The organism is Pseudomonas sp. EA_65y_Pfl1_P113 (assembly GCF_963970525.1).
Lineage (GTDB): Bacteria > Pseudomonadota > Gammaproteobacteria > Pseudomonadales > Pseudomonadaceae > Aquipseudomonas > Aquipseudomonas tritici.
In genome coordinates this window covers 1-21,297 of the sequence record NZ_CAXAQM010000033.1, presented here as the reverse complement: position 1 = coordinate 21,297, position 21,297 = coordinate 1, and the positions used below count along the sequence as shown (strand labels likewise).

18 protein-coding genes and 2 pseudogenes are annotated in these 21,297 nt (G+C 56.0%); 9 read left to right on the top strand and 11 right to left on the bottom strand.

What is annotated here, in order from left to right; translation table 11 throughout:
• Positions 1 to 118: 118 nt before the first annotated feature.
• Both AACY52_RS22980 and AACY52_RS22975 read right to left on the bottom strand, forming a co-directional pair.
• The gene (locus tag AACY52_RS22980) at positions 119 to 772 is read right to left on the bottom strand and encodes a DsbA family oxidoreductase (protein WP_339417816.1); all 654 of its coding nucleotides are present in this window, start codon (positions 770 to 772) and stop codon (positions 119 to 121) included.
• Between the two features lie 55 nt (positions 773 to 827).
• Positions 828 to 1,847 (bottom strand): alpha/beta hydrolase, encoded by a 1,020-nt coding sequence (locus AACY52_RS22975; RefSeq protein WP_339493592.1) that lies wholly within the window; start codon positions 1,845 to 1,847, stop codon positions 828 to 830.
• A 182-nt stretch (positions 1,848 to 2,029) separates the two neighbouring features.
• Between AACY52_RS22975 and metR the strand changes: the two genes are divergently transcribed.
• Entirely contained in the window at positions 2,030 to 2,947 is a 918-nt protein-coding gene (gene metR / locus AACY52_RS22970) for a transcriptional regulator MetR (protein WP_049709781.1), read from the top strand.
• Between the two features lie 56 nt (positions 2,948 to 3,003).
• Here the strand turns inward: metR and AACY52_RS22965 are convergent, their stop codons facing one another.
• From AACY52_RS22965 to AACY52_RS22940, 6 genes are all read right to left on the bottom strand, one after another.
• Positions 3,004 to 3,510: a GNAT family N-acetyltransferase gene (locus AACY52_RS22965; RefSeq protein ID WP_339417813.1), complete on the bottom strand. Its 507-nt coding sequence runs from the start codon at positions 3,508 to 3,510 to the stop codon at positions 3,004 to 3,006.
• Positions 3,507 to 3,914, bottom strand: a complete 408-nt coding sequence (locus tag AACY52_RS22960) for an NUDIX domain-containing protein (RefSeq protein ID WP_339417811.1) — start codon at positions 3,912 to 3,914, stop codon at positions 3,507 to 3,509. The genes AACY52_RS22965 and AACY52_RS22960 overlap by 4 nt, the downstream gene beginning before the upstream one ends.
• A 128-nt stretch (positions 3,915 to 4,042) precedes the next feature.
• A complete protein-coding gene (locus tag AACY52_RS22955) occupies positions 4,043 to 5,383 on the bottom strand; it encodes an HD domain-containing phosphohydrolase (RefSeq protein WP_339417809.1) in 1,341 nt (446 codons plus the stop codon).
• Between the two features lie 166 nt (positions 5,384 to 5,549).
• Complete coding sequence (locus AACY52_RS22950) at positions 5,550 to 5,822, bottom strand: type B 50S ribosomal protein L31 (protein ID WP_339417808.1); 273 nt, start codon at positions 5,820 to 5,822, stop codon at positions 5,550 to 5,552.
• Between the two features lie 100 nt (positions 5,823 to 5,922).
• Positions 5,923 to 7,248 (bottom strand): APC family permease, encoded by a 1,326-nt coding sequence (locus AACY52_RS22945; RefSeq protein WP_339417807.1) that lies wholly within the window; start codon positions 7,246 to 7,248, stop codon positions 5,923 to 5,925.
• Between the two features lie 92 nt (positions 7,249 to 7,340).
• On the bottom strand, positions 7,341 to 8,156 hold the full coding sequence (locus AACY52_RS22940) for a carbon-nitrogen hydrolase family protein (protein ID WP_339417806.1): 816 nt from the start codon (positions 8,154 to 8,156) through the stop codon (positions 7,341 to 7,343).
• 141 nt (positions 8,157 to 8,297) lie between these two features.
• On the opposite strand from AACY52_RS22940, the gene AACY52_RS22935 reads away from it, so the two are divergent.
• From AACY52_RS22935 to AACY52_RS22915, 5 genes and pseudogenes are all read left to right on the top strand, one after another.
• Complete coding sequence (locus AACY52_RS22935; RefSeq protein WP_339560816.1) at positions 8,298 to 9,014, top strand: LuxR C-terminal-related transcriptional regulator; 717 nt, start codon at positions 8,298 to 8,300, stop codon at positions 9,012 to 9,014.
• Between the two features lie 28 nt (positions 9,015 to 9,042).
• A pseudogene (locus tag AACY52_RS22930) lies at positions 9,043 to 9,780 on the top strand (glutamate synthase-related protein); the annotation flags it as partial.
• A gap of 376 nt (positions 9,781 to 10,156) precedes the next feature.
• A complete protein-coding gene (locus AACY52_RS22925; protein WP_339560815.1) occupies positions 10,157 to 11,602 on the top strand; it encodes a hypothetical protein in 1,446 nt (481 codons plus the stop codon).
• 255 nt (positions 11,603 to 11,857) lie between these two features.
• Positions 11,858 to 12,817, top strand: coding sequence for a restriction endonuclease (locus AACY52_RS22920; RefSeq protein ID WP_339560814.1), 960 nt, complete (start codon positions 11,858 to 11,860; stop codon positions 12,815 to 12,817).
• A gap of 37 nt (positions 12,818 to 12,854) precedes the next feature.
• Entirely contained in the window at positions 12,855 to 13,760 is a 906-nt protein-coding gene (locus tag AACY52_RS22915) for a bacteriophage abortive infection AbiH family protein (protein ID WP_339560813.1), read from the top strand.
• Positions 13,761 to 13,837: 77 nt separating this feature from the next.
• Here AACY52_RS22915 and AACY52_RS22910 read toward each other — a convergent pair whose 3' ends face one another.
• Positions 13,838 to 14,698 (bottom strand): hypothetical protein, encoded by an 861-nt coding sequence (locus tag AACY52_RS22910; RefSeq protein WP_339560812.1) that lies wholly within the window; start codon positions 14,696 to 14,698, stop codon positions 13,838 to 13,840.
• Positions 14,699 to 15,156: 458 nt separating this feature from the next.
• A complete protein-coding gene (locus AACY52_RS22905; RefSeq protein WP_339560811.1) occupies positions 15,157 to 16,146 on the bottom strand; it encodes a hypothetical protein in 990 nt (329 codons plus the stop codon).
• A gap of 689 nt (positions 16,147 to 16,835) precedes the next feature.
• On the opposite strand from AACY52_RS22905, the gene AACY52_RS22900 reads away from it, so the two are divergent.
• Positions 16,836 to 17,900 carry a hypothetical protein gene (locus AACY52_RS22900; protein ID WP_339560810.1) on the top strand — a complete coding sequence of 355 codons (1,065 nt, stop codon included), beginning with the start codon at positions 16,836 to 16,838 and terminating at the stop codon, positions 17,898 to 17,900.
• Here the strand turns inward: AACY52_RS22900 and AACY52_RS22895 are convergent.
• Complete coding sequence (locus tag AACY52_RS22895; protein WP_339560809.1) at positions 17,897 to 18,442, bottom strand: sce7726 family protein; 546 nt, start codon at positions 18,440 to 18,442, stop codon at positions 17,897 to 17,899. The two genes, AACY52_RS22900 and AACY52_RS22895, sit on opposite strands and share 4 nt — an antisense overlap.
• Before the next feature lie 962 nt (positions 18,443 to 19,404).
• Here AACY52_RS22895 and AACY52_RS22890 point away from each other — a divergent pair.
• Together AACY52_RS22890 and AACY52_RS22885 are read left to right on the top strand one after the other, a co-directional pair.
• Positions 19,405 to 20,151: a hypothetical protein gene (locus tag AACY52_RS22890; protein ID WP_339560808.1), complete on the top strand. Its 747-nt coding sequence runs from the start codon at positions 19,405 to 19,407 to the stop codon at positions 20,149 to 20,151.
• A gap of 706 nt (positions 20,152 to 20,857) precedes the next feature.
• Positions 20,858 to 21,079: pseudogene (locus tag AACY52_RS22885) on the top strand (transposase domain-containing protein); the annotation flags it as partial.
• Between the last annotated feature and the right edge of the window lie 218 nt (positions 21,080 to 21,297).

Below are 21,297 nucleotides of genomic sequence, written 5' to 3'. Positions count from 1 at the left end.
TTCCCCTAAGGCTTTAGGGGGTCAATGCAAGGGACGGGCCAGCGTTTGTCTTGAGGACAGCGAGTAACCCATGTGGGAGCGGGCTTGCTCGCTCCCACAGTTTGATCTGTGCCTGGCTTTAGGATTTGGCTTCGCTGATGATCTGCCGAATCGCGCCCACAAATGCCTCGGCTGGCTGGCCACCGCTGACGGCGTACTGATCGTTGAACACAATGGTCGGCACCGAGGTCACGCCACGGGAGATCCACAGCTGTTCCTGTTCGCGGACGTCGGCGGCGTATTCATCGGAGGCGAGAATCTCGGCCGCACGTTTGATATCCAGGCCAACGCTTTCGGCGATGATCGCCAGCGTCGCATGATCGGACGGGTCCTGGCCGTCAGTGAAATACGCCTTGAACAGCGCTTCCTTGAGGTTGTACTGCAAGCCTTCCAGCCCGGCCCAATGCAGCAGGCGGTGGGCGTCGAAGGTGTTGTAGATACGGCTCTGACCATCAGTGCGAAAAGCAAAGCCCAACGCAGCCCCCATGTCGCGGATTCGCGCACGGTTTGCCTGGGATTCTTCGGCGGTGGAGCCGTATTTTTCGGTGATGTGCTCGACGATGTTCTGGCCCTCGGCGGGCATGTTCGGGTTCAGCTCGAACGGCTGGAAATGGATCTCGGCCTGTACTTCGGCGCCAAGCTGGTCGAGGGCTTCGGTCAGCCCGCGCAGGCCGATGATGCACCAGGGGCAGGACACGTCGCTGACGAAATCGATTTTCAGGGGAGTACTCATGGCAGGCAACCTCGCTGGCTTGAATGGGCCGCAAAGGTTGCACGATACACCAATGTCACAGCAGCTTCGAAGGCGCGACCGGGTCAATCTGCGCCCAGTGCGCGGCATCTTCACGATGCGCTTGCAGGTACGGCAACACCGCCGCCAGCAATGGCGCCTTGAACGCCTCTTGAAAACGATGGGCCAAGCCAGGAATCAGCTTCAACTGGCTGCCCTGGATATGCGCCGCCAAGTGCACGCCGTGCATCACCGGTAACAGCGGGTCGGCCGTGCCATGCACGACCAGGGTTGGCACGCGCAACTGGTTGAGCAATGGCACCCGGCTCGGTTCGGCAAGGATCGCCATGATCTGGCGCTTCACGCCTTCTGGGTTGAACGCTCTGTCGTAGGACAGCGCCGCCTGATGCAGCAACGCCTGGCGATCATCCTTCACATTCGGGCTGCCCAGCGCCGCCAACAGGTCCGCCTGCTGCTCCAGCGCCACTTCTCGATTGGGCGCACCGCGCCGTGATAACAATTGCACCAGCGCCGCATTCGGCGCTGGCAGGCCTTCGGCGCCAGAGCTGGTCATGATCAACGTGAGGCTCTCGACCCGTTGCGGCGCCATGGCCGCCAGGTGCTGGGCGATCATGCCGCCCATGCTCGCACCCAGCACATGGAATTGCTGGACCTGCAAAGCGTTCATCAAGCCCAAGGCGTCGTCGGCCATGTCGGTCAGCGTATACGGCGCCGCCACCGGCAAGCCGAGCTTGTATCGCAGTACCTCAAAGGTCAGGTTGGCGCCCGCCGGCGCCTGGCGCCAGGTCGACAGGCCGACGTCACGGTTGTCGTAGCGGATCACCCGGAACCCCTGTTGGCACAGGGCGACCACCACTTCGTCCGGCCAGTGGATCAACTGCCCGCCCAGGCCCATCACCAGCAACAAGGCAGGGTCGGACGCACGACCGATGCTCTGGTAAGCGATGCTCACCTGAGCCAGGTCGACCGTTTGGGTCGGGACATTGACGTCACATCGAGAAGCCGCAAAAGACGGCAGGCCGAACAGTAAAACGGCCAGTAAAAACAACACGCGCATGAAAAACACCGAAACGCAGAACCCCAGTAGAACGCGAGTCTGATGAAGTTTGTTCAAGCGCGCTGCCACACTTCCATGACAGTTTGATGAAGAGTGCCCGGCGGTCATGGTCGACACGCGCTTCAACATGAGACAAACTCACGCTATCCGCCTTCGTTACAAATTTTCCTCATGGAGAGCCCGTGCTCGAAATCCGCCATCTCAAGACCCTGCACGCCCTGCGCGAGGCTGACAGCCTGGTCGAAGCCGCAGAACGCCTGCACCTGACGCAATCGGCGCTTTCCCACCAGTTCAAAGAGCTGGAAGAGCGCCTGGGCATGCAATTGTTCGTGCGCAAGACCAAGCCGCTGCGTTTCACCAGCGCCGGCTTGCGCCTGTTGCAACTGGCCGACGCAACCCTGCCCTTGCTGCGCGGCGCCGAGCGGGACATCGCGCGCTTGGCCGGCGGCACTGCGGGGCGTTTGCACATGGCGATTGAATGCCACAGCTGCTTCCAGTGGCTGATGCCGACCATCGACCAGTTCCGCGATGCCTGGCCGGAAGTCGAGCTGGACCTGGCGTCCGGTTTCGCCTTCGCGCCGCTACCGGCCCTGGCGCGCGGCGACCTCGACCTGGTGGTGACCTCCGACCCGCTGGAACTGCCGGGCATCACTTATGTGCCGCTGTTCACCTACGAAGCCATGCTAGCAGTGGCCAACCAGCACGCGCTGGCGAACAAGGCGTACATCGTGCCGGAAGACCTGCTGACCGAAACGCTGATCACCTACCCGGTGGAACGCGACCGGCTGGACATCTTCACCCGCTTCCTGGAACCGGCCGACGTGGAACCCGCTCAAGTGCGCACCTCGGAACTGACAGTGATGATGATGCAACTGGTCGCCAGCGGACGTGGCGTGTGCGGCATGCCGCATTGGGCGCTGCATGAATACAGCTCGCGCGGCTACGTGAAGGCCAAGCGCCTGGGCGAGAAAGGCTTGTTTGCGACGCTGTACGCGGGGATTCGCGCGGACATGCTGGACGCGCCGTATATGCGCGATTTTTTGCTGACGGCCAAGGACACGTCGTTTTCAACGTTGGATGGGGTGAGTGCGGTTCGCTGACTTAAGAACACTGCGATCCCGTGTGGGAGCAGGCAAGCCAGCTCCCACATTGAACATCAGTGATCTTCCAGTTCGCGCCACATGTGGATCTTGTCGAAGTATTCGATGCCGACGCGCACCGCCAATGGCTCCAGGCCGTATTGGATAAAACCGCAGCGTTGGTACAAGGCAAACGCCGCGTCATTACCGGCCGTGACGGTCAGCTGGATCACCTTGAGGCGCGGCTGTTTGCGCGCTTCTTCCAATGCCGCCTCGACCAACTGACGGCCCAGCCCTTTTTGCTGGTGGGCCGCGTTCACATACATGCCGAACAGCGTCACCTTGTGCCGCGCTTTCTCTCGCGCTTCAAACGCCAGGCCGACAATGCCGGCCAGTTCATCCCCTTCGAAAGCACCGAGCAGCCGGTCCAGCGGACTGCTCAAGCGTTTTTCCCACCCGCTCAACGGCATCGCGGCACGCTCCGCCACGCTGGAGGTGAACGCCTGGGGATAGGCGCCATAGGCCTCAAGCATCAATGCACGATAGGCCTCGGCGTCATGCGTCCCCAGCGTGCGAACCATCATGCGTTCAGGGACGAGCGGTAAAATGGCAGGATCAAATCGCGCGTCAAGGGCGCCAACTGCAGGCCTCCGTCGCCGGCAGGGTCAATCCAGCGTACCTCTTCGATTTCGGCGGCGGGGGTTACCACAACGTCGATCTGCACCTGGAACAACTCGGCTTCCACGGTGAACCCCGGCTCGTTGGCGGCCGGCGCCGTGAACGTCCCGAGGTACACGGCTTCGCTCGGCTCGATACGCAGGTTCAGCTCTTCGTGCAACTCACGAGCCAAGGCCTCGGCGGGTTGCTCGCCAGCGTCGATCTTGCCGCCGGGTTGCATGAAGGCCTGGGTGCCGCGCTTGCGCACCAGCAGGGTCTGGCCGTCAGCGCCGATCAGGAGGGCAGCGGCGATGCGGATCGTGGAGGTCATGAAAAGTCGTCCTTGGCGGTAAAAGCCGTAAGGATCACATGCGCCCGGGCACACCGCAATCAATGTGAGAGCTGGCTTGCCTGCGATAGCGGTTTGACTGAAGCCAGCTCCCACATCCTTTAACGCGCTCAGCCGGGGGGCGCAGTTTGCTCCTTGATAAACAAGCTGTAGCGCGCGCCTTCCATGGCCTCGAACGCAATCAACTTGTCCACCAACGGCAGGTTCAACACCTTGCCGGCGTTAAGCAACAGCATGCCGTTGTCAGCATTGAGGTTGCGCGCCAGTACCATTCCCTCCTCCAACTCGCGGGTGCCAAGGACTTTGACGCTGGGGTCGCCCAAGGTCACGTCTTTGAGGTAGATGGCGCAGACCATTACAAAATCTTCGACCATCACCGGGTCATACAGCCGCCCAGCGTATTTGCGGATGTACAGCAGCGCCTCGTCGCTGTTCATCTGCCGCTCCAGGATCAGACCTTTTTGCAGCTCAATAAAATCCACCGCAAGTTTCAGCAGACGGGAGCCGGCGGGAATCGCTTCACCCTTGAGGTGGTCAGGGAAGCCGCTGCCGTCCCAGCGTTCCTGGTGATGGCGGATCAGCCGCGCGGCATCCTTCATCGGGTCCAGGGTCATCAGCAGTGATTCACTCTGGGTGGCGTAGGCGCGATAGCGTTCACGGTCGCTGCCGTGCAGCAGGTCCGAGGGTGAAGCCATCATGCTGTCGCTCCAGCTCAGCTTGCCGATGTTGTAAAGCGCGGCGGCCATGGTCAGGTCACGGTTGCTGGCCTCGTCCACACCATGGGCCACACACCAGGTGCGTACCAGTTCGATGATTTGCCGATTGGTCTGCTTGGCGCGGGGCAGGCGCAGGTTGGCCAACAGCGAGAACACCTCCGTGCCGGTGGCGTAGCTGTGCTTGAGTTCTTCGTAGGCCAGGTCGAGCATGTCGGCGGTCTGTTGCAGCTCGCTGGTACGCGAGGCCACACGTTTTTCCAGGGTGGCGTTGAGCTGCTTGAGTTCATCGTTCTGCTGCTGGATCAGTTGTTCGAGGCGCAGGCGTTCAAGCTCGGAATGCTGGTGGGCCAGGGATTGGCGCAGCGCCAGCAGTAACTCCTCATCTTTCCAGGGTTTGCTCAGGTAGCGGTAGATCTCGCCTTCATTGATGGCTTTGACGATCAGCGTCAGGTCGGTCTCGCCTGTCAGCAGAATGCGCACGGTGTGGGGATAGCGCTGGTGGACATGAGCCAGCAGCGAAGCACCGTCCATGTCCGGCAGGCGCGCGGCGCTCATCACCAGGTCGACGGGTTGGCTGGCCAGGATGACCAAAGCTTCGGCAGCGCAAGTGGCGCTGTGCAGGTCGAAAGGTTCCAGACGCAACAGGTGCGTGAGGCTGTGGAGAACCTCCGGATGCGCATCAATCAACAGCACCACGGCGCGGTCGGTATCGGTGAACGTAACTGACTCTCCCATGAGACACCTCGGATCGTCGGTGTGCGGTCCTTAGGTTGGGGTGTGCCTTCCTGGCCATTACTGAGTAGTTTAGTAGGTTTGGTAAAAGGTGATAGCTTTCCGACATCAACGCATAAAAAAGCCGCTCCGGAAACCAGAGCAGCCTTCGAGGGGAAACCAACATGCCTCACGCTTCAGCGTTTTTCGGGCTCGAACCAAACGAAGCAAAACGCTTGTTGAACCCGGCAATCCGGCCTTCGACCTGGGTCTTGCGCTGTTGGCCGGTGTAGATCGGGTGCGAGGCGCTGGATACGTCCAGCGGGATGTAGGGGTAAGAGTTGCCGTCGCTATGGGTGTGGGTGCGGTCGCTGTCGGCGGTGGAGCCGATCAGGAAGAACACGTCGGCGGCGGTGTCGTGGAACAGCACGGTGCGGTAGTCGGGATGGATACCAGCTTTCATAAGGCCTCCGGGGCATCTGGGTGCTTTTGATGCGTTATACAGTAACATAAATCATGCGCCCAAACGAGAACCGATTGCAATAAGGATAGGCCTGTAGCTTCTATGCGGCTTCCTTGAAGTCCATTTCCGGTGGCTGTCGAGAGAAACCGCGGGTGAGGAAGCCCAGGTAAACCACCCCGATCGCCAACCACGCCAAGCCCAGGTAAATCGCCAGGTGATCGAGGCTGACCATCAGCCATAAATCCGCCAGCAGGCCGATGGCCGGGAATACCAGGAACAGGATCAGCTCACGCACACCCCGTTGCTTGGCGCCGATCCAGTAATGGAAGATCACCGACAGGTTCACCAGACTGAACGCCAGGAAGGCGCCGAAGTTGATAAACGATGTGGACGTGGTCACGTCCAGCTTCAACGCCAGCAGCGCCACCACCGCGCACAACAGGATGCTGTTGACCGGTGTGCCAAAGCGCGCATGCAGGGAGCCAAAGAACGACTTGGGCAACACGCCGTCGCGGCCCATCGCAAACAACAAGCGCGAACCACTGGCCTGGGCCGACAGCCCCGAGGCGAACTGGCCAACGATCAGGCCGATCAGGAAGATCGACACAAACAAGTCGCCACCGATGTTGCGCGCGATTTCATACGCCGCCGAATCCACATTGGTGAATTCGAAAGACGGGTGCGCGATCTGCACAAAGTAGGACACCGCCACGAAAATCAGCCCGCCAATCAGGGTGATCAACATGATCGCTCGTGGGATGGTGCGGCGCGGGTCGCGGGTTTCTTCGGTGAGGGTGCTGACCGCGTCAAAGCCCAGGAATGAATAGCAAGCGATGGCCGCGCCGCTCATGATCAGCGGAAGTTGCATCTGGCCGTTGAAGAACGGAGCGGTCGTCCATAGAGGCTTACTAGCATCACCACCGATGTAGTGGATGCACAGCGCCACAAACGCAATCAACACCAGGAACTGCACCAGCATCAGCAAGGCATTGATGCCGTTCGCCAGCTTGAGGCCGACGATATTGATGGCGCTGGTGATGCCGATAAACGCCAACACCCAGATCCACTGCGCCAGCGCTGGGAACGCTGAGTTGAGGTACGCCGCACCGATCAGCCAAATCGCCATGGGCAGGAACAGGTAGTCGAGCAGCACTGCCCAGCCGGCGATAAACCCCAGTTTCGGGCTGATGGCTTTGCGCACGTAGCTGTAGGCGGAACCGGCGACCGGAAACGCCGAGGCCATGCGCCCGTAACTCATGGCGGTGAAGAACATCGCCACAAGCGCTGCCAGATAAGCGGCGGGGACCATACCCGCAGTGGATTGCGCCAGGATACCGAAGGTGCCGAGCACAATGATCGGCGTCATATAGGCGATGCCGAACAGCACCACCGACCCTAATGACAGGGTGCGTTGCAAATGAGCCATGAGCGATTCTCCGCGAAATTATTAGATTTATGGCAGAACTTAAGTCGATGAAGCCGTTGTCGTTTTTCTTATGTCGATCGTAGTGAGCGGGCTTAAGGAATCAGCAGTTCGCGCGTGCCGTCAGTGTGCTCGATCACCTCACCCGGCAACTTCAAGCGCTGGTCATCCAGGTAGCGGTAGTCCTTTCGCGCCGCTGCCAATTGGTCGAGATCCAGCTCGACCGTGAATTGCCCTTCGTCGCGCCCGGCTTCAAACAGCAAGGTACCAAACGGGTCCACCAGCGCACTGCCACCGGCAAACAACAATCCGCCATCCCCCTCTTCCACTCGGTTGACCATCAGCGCAAACGCCTGGTTTTCCTGGGCGCGCGCCATGATCGCGGTGCGGTGCGTGGGGCCGTACGGGTCCATGTTGCCGTTGGTGACGATCAGCAATTCGGCGCCCAGTTGCGCATTGGCTCGGGCGGTTTCCGGGAACTCAATGTCGTAGCAGATCAACAGACCGACGCGCACACCGTTCCAGAGGCAAGTGGCGTAGCGATCGCCTGGGGCGAATACACCGCGATCCGAGGCCCACAGATGGGTCTTGCGATAACGCAGGGCGATGCCTTCGGGGGTGATCAGCAAGGTGGTGTTATAGAATTGGCCGTCGTCGCTTTCGGCCATGCCGATCACCACGGCGATATGGCGCGCGCGGGCGGCCTGGATCACGGCCTGCACGGTAGGCCCGTCCAGCGGCTCAGCGATGTCAGCGACGGTCTCGGCGCTGGGGAAGCCCATCAGGTGGGTTTCCGGGAAGACGATCAGTTGCGTGTCCGCAGCCGCTGCAGCGATCGCCGCCAAGGCCCGCTCAAGGTTGTAAGCTGTACCGTTATCACGGCCCGCCAACTGGGCAAATTCGACCTTCATGGGTATTCCTTGTTCTGTGTACGTGCCGCAGTATGCGCAGGCGCAACCGGCCAGGGAATCACGCGGCGGGGGTAACCCGATAGGGGTAGAACAATGACCATGTCATTGCAAGACATCGCCTGACACCGTTCGGTGGGGCAAATGATAGACGCCCTGGACCAGCCCAATTTCTGGACCCAGCTTGTCCGCCTGCTGGACCAATACGTGCCGTTCGACAGTTGGGTGGTATTGCTGTTCAGCAGCGAACACCGCCCGCTGGTATTCGCCGAATGCCCAGGCGTCGATGGCACACCGGATCATTTGTTCCAGGACTACCTCAACGGCCTGTACCTGCTCGACCCCTTCTACATCGCCAGCCGTGAACACTCGCGCACCGGGCTGTTGCGCCTGGCCGAAGTGGCGCCGGAGCACTTCGAACTCACCGAGTACTATCAGCGCTACTTCCGCCTGAACGTGGTGGCTGATGAAATCCAATTTAATTGCCAGCAGCCGGATGGGCGTACCCTGTGCCTGTCACTGGGCTCCAGGCAGCGCTTTGACCCGGCGCAGATTGCCCTGCTGTCGTTGATCCAGCCCTGGGTGCTGGGCCTGCTGCGCCAGCGCCTGCCCTTTGAACTGCACCAGGTCAGCGCCCCGCAGCCGCCGGTCCAGAATGATGAGTGGGGCGCGCAACTCACCGCCCGCGAGCTGGATGTGGGCCGTTTGATGCTCAGCGGTTGCTCCAGCAAAGAAATCGCTCGTAAGCTGGAAATCTCTGTTGAAACCGTGAAAGTCCATAAGAAACACATGTACAGCAAGCTAGGGATCAAATCCCAGTCAGAGCTGTTCTCGATCTTTCTACAGGCGCAAAACGCCTAGCCGATGAGTCCGAATTCAGGAAACCCGTATGAGCCTGTCGCTACTGAGTCGTTACGCTTTCTTTGCCGTGTGCGTCATTTTCACCCTCGCCAGCCTCCCCTTTATCGAACATGAATGGCTGTGGCCGATCACGGTGGTCACCGGGGTGTTGAGCCTGATCGGGATTTTCGACCTGCTGCAAAGCCCCCACGCCGTACGCCGCAACTACCCGATCCTGGGCAATATCCGTTACCTGGTAGAAGCCATCCGCCCGGAAATCCGCCAGTACCTGCTGGAGTCCGACAGCGACGCCCTGCCCTTCTCCCGGGCCCAGCGTTCATTGGTGTATTCGCGCGCCAAGAATGAATCTGCCGACAAACCCTTCGGCACCTTGATCGACGTGTACCAGTCAGGTTTCGAATTCATCGGCCACTCCATGCGCCCCGCGCCGCTCAGCGACCCCAGCGCGTTTCGCGTGATGGTTGGCGGCCCACAGTGCACGCAACCGTACTCGGCGTCGGTGTTCAATATCTCGGCAATGAGCTTTGGTTCGTTGAGCGCCAACGCAATTCGCGCGTTGAACCAAGGTGCCAAACTGGGCAACTTCGCCCATGACACCGGCGAAGGCAGTATCAGCTCCTACCACCGTGAGAACGGCGGCGACCTGACCTGGGAGTTGGGCAGCGGCTATTTCGGCTGCCGCACCAGTGACGGCCGCTTCGACCCGGAACGTTTCGCCGTGCAGGCGCAGAATCCACAAGTGCGCATGATCGAAATCAAGATGAGCCTAAACTTATACTGTCAATACGTTGATCTGATTTTCTTCAAACTTTTTCCCTTCCAGAGCCCTACAGCATAAGGCCTCTTTACAGTCCTCTCCCTGTCCCGCCAAGTCAACACTCCGCTAGCCCCGAAATCCATACTGTTGACTCTTCCGCTCCATCATCCCACCACCGCTTCCGACGCCAAATCCTCCGACCTTGCTCAATTTCGCGCTTCAGACCCAATAATCCCTGCACCTCAAACGACGCCCATCGTCACTCCAGCGATCGTTGCAAACGATCACCATGGAAGCCCAAATGAGCTCGCGATGGACGCCCCGCCTTGCGCGTTTCTGCTGACACAGAGATATTGAGCAGGTACTGCATCGCTGTGGGGCGACAATGAGCAAACCGAAAACCTGCATCATCTGTGGCGAGTTGGCCGACTCGGCAGAACATATATTCCCAGCAGCCCTGGGAGGTCGCAGAACGAATCGCCGTATCTACTGCGAAGTTCACAATAGGCTTTTAGGTAAGTTGGTAACCCGGCTACAACGGCAACTCGCGATGATGAACGCGGCCTTGGAAGTACGCCCGGATCGCGAAGACGGCCCGAAGCCCTTCATGTTTGAAAGCGGTGGCGCCAAGTACAAACTGCTAGGAGCCGATATTGAGCTCGACCTGCCTCCCCCATTCGATCCCAAGCTCGTGGGAGAAGGTGGAAAGTATCCGATGATGGCCACGGATCGTGAGACTCTACAGCGCTGGATCGCTCATAATCAAAGCGCTGAGTGGACATTTAAAATTGAGGGCGCTGGTACTATCCAACAACATATTCAATCAGAGAGACCCACTATACATTTAAACTTTGGAGGAGTTGATTTTCTTCAGTCAGTTGGATACCTCGCGCTCACCAGCTTTGCCCACTTCTTCCCAGCACAAGCTCGCCAAGCTGGACTTGATGCATTCAAAGATATGTTGAAACTGGACTTGGTGGCTAATCCAGAACACTGGCCTGCTGAAAGAGTCTGGTGGGATGGGAGAGAGCCTTCGTCAGTAGTTGGAGATAATCCCTACGAGTTTGGCCATGTAATCGCCGTCGGGTTTTGCAAGACCACCTATCGGGCTTATGCTTATATATCATTCTTCTCTTGCCTGAGCTTCGGGATCGATTTGGGAACGGTCACGCCCATAACCCAAAGCGAAAACCAAACCCCAAACCAACAAGGAAAAGTAGACAGCTACATTAGAACTTTTATCGACCCGACTGAGGACAGAGCAGTCAACTCTATCACTGTAGTATCCGAGCCAGATCTAAGCCCACTGCTTCTAGATAAAGGGGTTTCACTTCACGACATGATCCACTCAGGATCCGCCGCAAGGGCGCTGGAGCAATTGCAGAAGAAAATTTACCTCGTGCATGCCGACAAAGCCGTCGCACAAATCCTGGAAGAAATTCATAGCGCATTTGAAGCCTTACCCCTTCAAAGCATTAGCGACTTCCTCAAGATCTTAGAACCCCGCAGACAAATTGTATTCAACCTGATTCACCGGAACGTTGCGCACTATCGCCAACTATTCGAAACACTCCCTTCACTGCCTGAAGTGCTCGAAAAATTTATCGAAGGTGATGACTCGCAACATGACGGGTTAGCTCCAGCAGCCTCCAAAATCCTTCAAAATATAATGCTCAAGGTTGCTGTGGATATGCATCATGAGCACATAAAAGGAAGGCTAGATGCATTTAAGATCAAAGATCTGCTCTACGGTTCTTCAGGCGACCAACTGATTCGAATGCTTCTGATCCGACCGATGTTGAGGGTCGCTGGAGTCAATGAGCCGCTTTAGTTTTTTTTAAAGGTGGATTCGCCGCAGACTTGGTCAAAGCATAAATCCCAGACGACAGAGGCAATATGCAAATTTGGCACATTGCTGCCAGGTCAGGGTGCGTCTGGTGGCTTTGTACTCTCAAATTTTGGCAGATGAGTTCCCCAGACGCTTACCCTGAGAGGGGGTATTTACGTTGTAATTGGCAGGAGTCATGATGCTTCGAAGGCGGCTCCCAGCGGAGCCCACAGTTGGATCAGGATTGCGAGATCTGTCATGGCTGACCACTTCCACTACCCGCACGACATCTTCGATCTCTTGGTTGAGACTATCCCCCGCCTCGTGAAATCCAAGAAAGACGTCATTCTGTTTTTTGAAGGTGCGGGCGTAGATGAAGCTGACCTGCGTGACGCCCGCTCCACGCTCGCCAAAACCTCTCAATCCATCAACAAATTTGACATTGCACGTGACGTCCTGACCCGTTTGAACAGGCGCCAGGACAGTGGCCTCAAGGCCCGGCGTGAAATCATTAAGCGGGTTACCCAGTTCGAGAGTTTCGAGACCTGCTGGGAGAATGAGAGGCTTAAAGCCAAAGGTTTGGTAGCAAGCGTTCGCGAAGCCGTCAATGCGAAGGATGCCTTCACCCGCATGAAAAATGAGCGAGATGCGGAGCGGGAACAGGTTCAAGCTCGCCATCGCGATGAGCAACTCCAGGCCACCAAAAGGCGCAAAGAAATCGATGACATCAAATCCCGACTCTTCGGGTTGTTCGCCATGGACGACACACCGAAGGAACGTGGGAAGCTCCTCGAAAGCGTCCTCAATGACCTGTTTAGAGCTTATGGCATTCAGATCAGAGAAAACTTTGTTCGAACGCCGCTGGAGGGTTCCACGGTGCTGGAGCAGATCGACGGAGTGATCGGTTTCGGTGACAGGATCCATGTAGTAGAAATGAAATGGCTGAAAGACCCTGTGGGTGTGCAGGACTTGGCACCTCACATGGTGAGAGTGATGGGCCGTGCAGATGCTTCGGGAATCTTCATCTCCAGTAGCGGATTTACCCAGCCCGCCATAACGCAATGCGCGGAGTTTCTGAATCAAAGAACGATGCTCCTGTGCTCGCTGGAGGAAATTGTAATGCTCCTGCAGCGCCAAGGTGATCTCGTGGACTTTTTGAAGACAAAGTCCCAGGCTGCGATCATCAACAAGCAGCCATTCCTCAAGATTCTCAATTGAACCCGCTGCATGCTGCCCACAAGCCAAGGAGGCCTCCATGAATTCCAAGACTCTCTACATAATCGGCAATGGATTCGACCTGCACCACGGCATGCCCACCGGCTATTCAGATTTCAAAAAGTATCTGGCGAAGGCTGATGATGAAACGTACGACTGGGTAGAGAGCTACGTTCCAGCCGAAGGGAATTGGGCGAATCTAGAAAAGGCCCTTGCTGACCTGGACACCGATAACGTCGTCTCGGACATGGAATGCTTTCTGGGTTCGTATTCGTCTGACGACTGGAGCGATTCCGGCCACCATGACTTCCAGCTGGAGGTGGATCGGATAGCCACGGGGCTCTCGCATACGTTGCGGCATCAGTTCGCGGATTGGGTCAGATCTATCCCGACGCCAAACAGAACTGAGGTTTTGGGTATGCTTGTAAACCTTGAGATCGATGCAACATTTCTTACCTTCAATTACACCAGCACCCTGACCCACCTCTACAACGTGCCCCCAGAGAACATTCTGCACATCCATGGTGAGGCCGCAGATCCAGATTCGGACATTGTCTTAGGGCACGCATGGGATGATGAAAATCGCCCATCACTCCACGACGGCGTTGATCCTGAATCAGCCGACCACCGACTGCTAGAAGCATATTCGATACTAGACGATTATTTCAGCAGTACCTTCAAGCCCAGCAAAAAAATCATTCGGGAAAATGCGGGCTTTTTCGAGAGTCTTGCTGATATCGAAAAGGTGATTGTGCTCGGGCACTCAATGTCAGAAGTGGATGACGCCTATTTTTCGAGCCTGCTCCAAACGTTTGGTGACCGCCCTACTCATTGGACATTTGTTCTCCCACCCTATGACGACGGCGAGAGAGAGCTCAAGGAAAACGTATCGAGACTGGCCTTGTACAGCAACCGCATTGGTTTCAAAACATGGGATCAACTGTAGGATTGGCAGCGTGGGCGTTCGAGGGAGCTTGCTCAGGCATGAGAGCCCATCAGCTGCAACAGCCACCGTTTCCAAGTTTAAATATCAACGCCCCACGAACGAACCTGGTCACGCATCTCATCCCGGCGTGCCAAGCTTTCACTATGCTCCAGATAATGCGTACCGACCAAGTGGCTGAGTTCTGGCCGAATACCTGGAGTAATCAGCGGCTGCCCCTGCTTAAGACCAAGATGAATCTCTATATTGCGAGACGCAAGGTCTTCATATGCTTGGGTATCGACGCTTTCCGAGAACTGGTTAAGAACATCTTTGAACGGTTCCAGAAGCACTCTTTGCATTACCAAGCGATTCCTTCCCTCGTTCAAAACTCCAAAATTTCGATGAAAAAACGAACCGACTCCACTGGTACAGATATGGACACGCTCAGCAGGCGATGGGTATCCCAGCGATTCACCGGCAGGCACGAAGACGCGATCATAAACCTGACGCAGAGCCCTTCCGTACGACGGCAATAGGCCATCCGAACCTTCAATATCCATGATAGGCGTCCAGAAACGCTGGATGATGCCCGCGATGTTTGCGCATCTCGCTACAGCGGTAAACACCAGTCGGGTGCCGAAGAAATCTGCCCACATCTCGATGGCTTTGCTGTCGAGATCGTCCTTATCACGATGCTTGGTATGGGCATTCGCCCAATGAGCGAGCTCATGGCCAGCGATGATCAGGCAGTAAAACAAATCGCAGTGATCGTTCACGGTGCTGTCGGCGAAGCGATAGGAGAACTGCAAGGTTGGCTTGTCGCCGATTTTTACGACCTGGGCCAGTGGAGCTGGATCACCGTCAAAATCACAAACCACATCGGGCTGCAGATCGTCACGATGCATCGACTTGAAGTCTTCAATGAAGGCCGTGATTACATCCTTGTTTGTGAGCGACACCTAGCACCTCCTTTTTTATGAGCTCCAATCTTCGCCTGTTCCCGCGCAGATCACCAACAAAGAGTTCCAAGGCGGGACAAAACGCAAGGGTTATGCAATCCGCTATAGCTGCCAAAGCCAAGCGCGGGCAGAGTCACCCCGCTTAGCAGATAGCCTTTGGCTACAATAAGCCCGTCACAACTCAGCAACAGCCGAGGACTTCAGAACACGCGGTATCTGGTGCAGGAACAACAGGGCCAGGCTGGCCGGTCGTTGCGCCGCAATGGTTGCCATCGTACCGTCGAAAGACCAACACAAGGCCTTTGCCGTAGACATCGAGAAGCGATCGCGTGGTTTGGGGGTGCGCTACTGTGCGCTGGAGAGTTTCGATGCAGCCTGGGCGGCGACAGCCCGTTTTGTCCAGGATTTCGCAGACAAGCCCGGCACTCTCACTCGCCTTCCGGAGAAGAGCGTGGCCTTTAATTGATGGCCGGGGAGTGTGTGTAGGAGATGCCGTTAAACTTGAAAAGGTCGTACGGGCGGATGTTATCGTGGTAGTCGGCCACCATGTGCTTCAGCTCTTCCCGCCCATCAAGAAATACAAAGTTCGTGGAGCCTTCATTGGGCTTGCGCCGGACTTCAAGATCGCGCAACGCCTCGCCATTGTCTTTGAAGGTAAGCTCGCTCGACCACCCGTTACCGTCCGCATCGCTTTGTGCCGTTATCATGAAGAGTAGGCGAGTGAAGGTGTCGCCCAGCTTCGCAAGAATAGTTGATGCTTCAACACACCAACCTTGGTGCATGTCCCCATCTCGGAAAATCACGGCGTACCGCTCACCCGAGATGAGCTGAACGCTAGCCTGAGGCGGATCACCCCAAGCGCCTCCCCGGAAGACGGCGATGTCTTCTGTAATCAGGTTCCACCCTTTGGCAACTTTCTCGAATTCGAAAATGCTCACGTGCGGGGCACATGCGTGGTAGTCATGCCCTTCCGTCTTCGTGTAAAACAAAATAACCATCCCTTCCCCACGATTGCTGTAAGGCAAGGAATACTGATCAATGACGTTGTGCTCCAGCGGCAATTCCAGGTCAGGATCGTAGCCATTCCAATCCGACGCGTTTAGATGCCGCATGCACAGCTCAATCGCCCGCTGGCGATTCCAACGCCCTGGAATGTCACACTCTGGCTCAGACTTAGGCGGCGTCGACTCTACTGGCGCGTGATTATGGTAGGTGGTGTTATAGCTGACGTTGACGTTGCCCGTGTTATTCGCCACTACCGGGCTTTGATTACCAGAAGTCGAGTGAGACGCAGCCTCTTCACGTGCTGCCGTCGCCTCAGCACCGGCTTTTGCCCCAGCCCTCTTGACGAATTTCATCACTCCCAGCAGAGCTCCGCCTAGCGCGAGCACGCCGCTCGTAATACCAGCAATATTGTCCCAATCTGGCAGGCTTCCTATCTCAAACATCGTGTGCTTCCCATAGCTGTAATCGGTGGGGAGGAAACACGATATGACCTAGCGTCAGCCGGGGTGACCCAAGTGCCCTCATCGGAGCTGGATATATAGCATTGACGCACCTATTTCAACCTTTTCGCCGCATTGGCTACTGGATCGGCAGCGAAGCAATCAGCAGATTAATGCTTGAAGCTAAGGAGTCGTTTGCACACTCAATCGGCTGACGAACACCCTCGAAAATCAGGCCGATCGAGCAGACTGCCAGGAAAGAAGCGAGACGCGGGACGTTTACAGAACCACTGAATCGGCCCTTCGATCCGCAGGACTGGAGCTCAGAGCTATACGAGGCGTACATCTGATTCCGCAAGCACCACTCCACGCTGACCGGCAAATCGAAGGGTAAGCTTGCCCTATGGATGTGAGACTAGGGGGTTAGACAAAGAAAGGAGACGGGAAGGTTGGGCATCCTGCAATCGCCCTGTGCACAAAACCAGCGAGGTCTTAGGAGTGGCGCTAGGTGCCACCATTAAGTAGCCAAGTGCTATCTTACCAGTCTCCATCTGCCATCTCGCTGGAAGCATGACGTCGGCCAGTGGCAGTGAGCAACCGCATGTCGACGCTCACTGATCGCCGGGGCCATTTACTCGCTATGCATCAGCATTACGACGAAACCGTTTTTCACAGCATGCAAGGAGCGCAAAATGCAATACGTGGCTTGTTTACGAGTTGGTCAAAACGACGTTAAGGCTTTGATAAACCTGGAAGACGTCAGGCGGGATGTAGTGGTGCCATTGCTGGACATGCGAGGTGACGAGGACAGACACCTACAAACATTCCTGACGAACTGGACTGAACATCCTTTCTTCTTGGACGTTTCGAGAGTGACCAAGGACGTTGCTGAAGCCTTTATCACTACGAATGACCTGCACAATCCTCATGCCGCGTTTGAGAACAAACGTCGCTTCTTCTCAGATGTGGCACGCATCAACCAGAACGTTATACCGGTGGTTTCCTGGGTTGATGACGATTCCCAACGAGCAGTCATCCAAAGTGCACTCGCTCTGCAGGTCGACTTCCCCCATATAGCCATCAGGGTTACCTGTCCGGAAAACCCCACCGCGACTTCGTGGAATAGATTGCTATCGATCCTGGATGCTCTTGAAAGCCCGGACACCGCGACGGTGATTTTGGACTTCGGTGCCACATCTCCGGCCAATACTGCCTCAGGGTCGGATTTCAATGTATCCCTGCGTCAACTCAACAGCTATCAGATACGGAGTCTGGTTCTGATGAGCACCTCCTTTCCTATCGATAAGCCGGCCTCAAATACCTCCCGCTCCTCTGCGTGCTATGACGTTGCATGGCAAGCAAGGGTCGACACCACTGGCATAGTTTCGGATATTGTCTACGGGGATTACGCCGCCACCAATCCAACCGCCTCGATGGAATACATACGAGGCATGCCTGTGCTGCCTTTTGCCTGCTATTACACGCCGACGGAATGGTGGCAACGACGCAAAGGTTCGGATAAGGAATTTGTGCGATACATTGAAATCGCCCAAGAAATCAGAGGGCTGCCGGGTTACCACGGTGATGACTTTTGCTGGGCCACTCGTGAGTACAGCAGAATTGTCGCCACATCAGCCGGCTACGGGAATAACGGAACATGGAATGGATACAGGATCAATCAACATATCTGCGCCATGATCCAGTCCATCGTAGATACTGACGGCTTCAATGACCTCGATGCCGATGACTTACTCTAACGATAACGTTGTTTCAGGCTGACCAATACATGTGACCTGATCACATCCATGGGAAGGGCGTCGCTGAGTTGGCGGCGCACTTCTTTTATGAGGTCGCGACTTTTCGTTGGCACCCCATGCTGGTTCGCGAGTGCATCCAACTCACTACGCCACAAAAATCCTGTGAGGTGGAATTTATCCTGGAGCTTGTTGGGCTTCGCCTTTCGAATCATCGCCATGCCGGAATAGTCATCGACGACGAGTACGCCAACATGCGGAAGACATGACTCAAGAGCCTTCACCAAGTGCTTTGAATGGCAGCATAGCCAGACTTCGTCAAAGCACGCCATATAGGCCTGCTGCTGGCCCTCCCAGCGTGTCAAGGTGTCGGCATGGGACTTAATTTCGAAAGCGGTCAGCTTCCCATTGGCGTGAACGAGATCGGCGCGTCTGGACTTATCGATGAAGCACAGCTCCTCGATGAAGACGTCACTCTCTTCATGGGACATCGCTTTCGCGACCCACTGCTTGAGGATTGGGCGGATTTCGGTTGGATTCAACATGCGCGGATTATAGACAGACAGTTGAGGCTTCTCACGCTAAAAAAGCATCCGGTCATCGACCACTCCAGCGCCGGCCCCCGTTGCTGCCTGTCTTGCACAAGGCGAGAGGTATGAGGCGCAGCCAAGCTTGAGCCAGGACTCTCCTAGGTTCACATGCTAAGGCTGGCCGGCCTCAGTCTATAGGGCACGCTTTACAAGGCAAGGCGTTCGCGCAGAGTTGGTAAGCGGACAATCGCTCCGTCTATCGGCACCAGGGGTGATAGCTTCCCGAGCCGATGAGGTCGGCTTCTGAAGTTGCGGAAAATAGCAGCTGGGATTTTTCTAGCCCCTCCGTGGGGACTAGGCCTCACCACAAACACCTCTGGCATCTCAAGATCGCTGCCAACAGGGAAGAGATCCCGTCATATCCACGGCGACGATTCGTGGCACGATTCCTTCCATTACCGCTTCGAGCGCGCTGCAGCGAGCTCATCAAACCATCTATGGCGGGCGCCTCAGCGTAGGTAGCGCTTGTCGAGCCATGCCCCAGACGCCGATCATTCGCGGCAAGGTCGGACTCAGGTTGCTGTGCGGAGGGCACGGATGATACATATTCTCGATTGAAGGTGTCACACAAGCATGAGATGGGCGTAGGAATTGCCTACACACCTTAACGCATCAGCGACTAGGCTTCTCAAGGGGCAGGCGTCTCAAGGAATGCGGGCCTGCATAGGCGGCAAGCCCCAGGCGTAAGGCCAAGCGCCGGTTGACACGAGCTGGTGAAAAAGGAGAAAATTGATGCGTAGCTAGAAGATGCAATGTAAACGCAATAAAAAACTTGATGTCTAGCGGAAGTGAAAGTTTTGAAACTTGGCTAAGCAGAGGAGATATTTTATGAGTAGCGACGCATCGTAATTCAGCAAATGCATTAATGAAAAGGCGCTAGTTTAGCGCCTTTTTTGTGCCTGACATTGGAGTCATGCGTGAAGAAGTTAGTAGAGTTCCTGGGCTATCTGGCGATGATGGCAACCCTGCTTGGCGTCAGTTTGACAACTTTAATTAGTGACCCACAGAAAGCATGGGTTGCTCTCGCTCTAGTTGCCATGACCGTTCTATACATCTGCATTCAAGTTTTTCGTGTAGCGAATGGGCATTTGAAAACTCAGCACCCTAGCGGTTTTCTTCCACTATCAAGCTTTCTAAGATATGTAACTTCAGACGGTAACACGATCATATATGAACTGTTCCGTCATATGCAAATAAAAACCCCATGCACCGGCAGCTTTATTCATAAATTTAGCTGGACAGGCTCAACTCCCCCCGAAATTGAATCAGACATTCAAGATATAGGAGAAACCAACACAATCCTCGGAGAAACAACTAGCTCCATTAAATTGAAGTTCAAAAAAGCAAAGGTATTTAATGATGTCGAGGTAATCCATCTTAAAATGAATCTGGACGACTCAGACAAAAAGTCCGGAACATTTCTTGAGCACATCGTAAGTGCGCCAATCAACTTCATTTCTTTCAAGGTAGAGCTTTTGCATGCAAAATCTGCCTATTTTGGGAAACAGGCAACCCTTACTCGGAAAAACATCGAAAAGGGAGATAGGGCAGCCATTGAAAAACTGGGTAATTATCCCTTCGAGGCTACGTCCAAATCTTTTTCATGCAATTTAAACAACCCTGAGCCGGGATATTCCTACAGATTGGAGTGGGAAAGACCATAAGTTCCAGTCCGCAGTCGGAGACGCTCGCTAGCAGAAGGACACGGGTACCGCCTCTGAAATAGCCCCATTGGCGATAAATATGGAAGTCATTGAGGTCAATCAGGGGATGTTCGCACAGATGCTCAGATACGCGCAGCGCCCACAATGCCGCCCCCCTGGAAGCAGAGCGATCACCTGCAGCAAAACGTTGAGCCATCTTGTATACGGACGTGCTTGCGATCTGCTTTGAAGGGCGATCCATCACGTGCTGGTCGGTGACAATGGAATAGATCTTCGCACTCGGCCTTCGAGAGCCATTGATATCAAGCATCATGGGCCGGAGGTGACTTAGGGTGTACTGGATCCCCGTCTGAGCTCGAATCCAGTGAAGCCACCCTTTATCGACGAGCATCCAAGGGAGCTCAATGCGCACACCGTTGACTTCGGAAACCATCCCTTCTTCTACGGCACCGCCGACGCTGTTAACCACCATCAGCCCACGCTTGGCGGCGGCAATCGCATCATCCTCAAGCCAGGGTCTTCTGCCCTATCTGGAAGTCCGTGTAACGCCCATGCGGCTTGGAATGCCGTGTTGGGGTCAGTGGCGTCCCTCGCCACTGCCAACAGCATGTCCATAACCGCCCAGCGAGCACGGATCGAGACATGTATTTCCTGCTCGGCAGTCAGCGCTAGGAGGTTGGACTCGGGTAGCCGCGCCTGACTAGCCGACAACCAAATAAGGCCGTGGCCGCTGGGGCGCAAGAACTGGCTCTTCGCCGGGTCGTAGCGCAGTGGCAAGCGCGCCGCTGCAATTATGAGCTTGATCCAGTCGGCCCGTAACAATGGGCACGACCCCCATGTCTATCTCAAAGATGTGCTGACGCGCCTGCCGACGCAACGGGCCAGTGAGATTGCGGAGCTGCTGCAGCACCGTTGGCATCCGGCTTAGTCGTGCAAAGCGGTTTGCCCGTAAGCTTACTCTGAAGGCAAAGCGGGACGAGGCTGGCCTGCATAATTCTCGCCCTATCTCCTGAACGTCTGTAACTGATCCATAAACCCCACCTATTCAAAAAAAGGTGAACCGTTCAGGATGCGACATTCCGTTATTTCTTGTGCTTGATATCCACCACCGTTCCTGCCCGTACGTCTTTGATCGGCGAGAGCAGG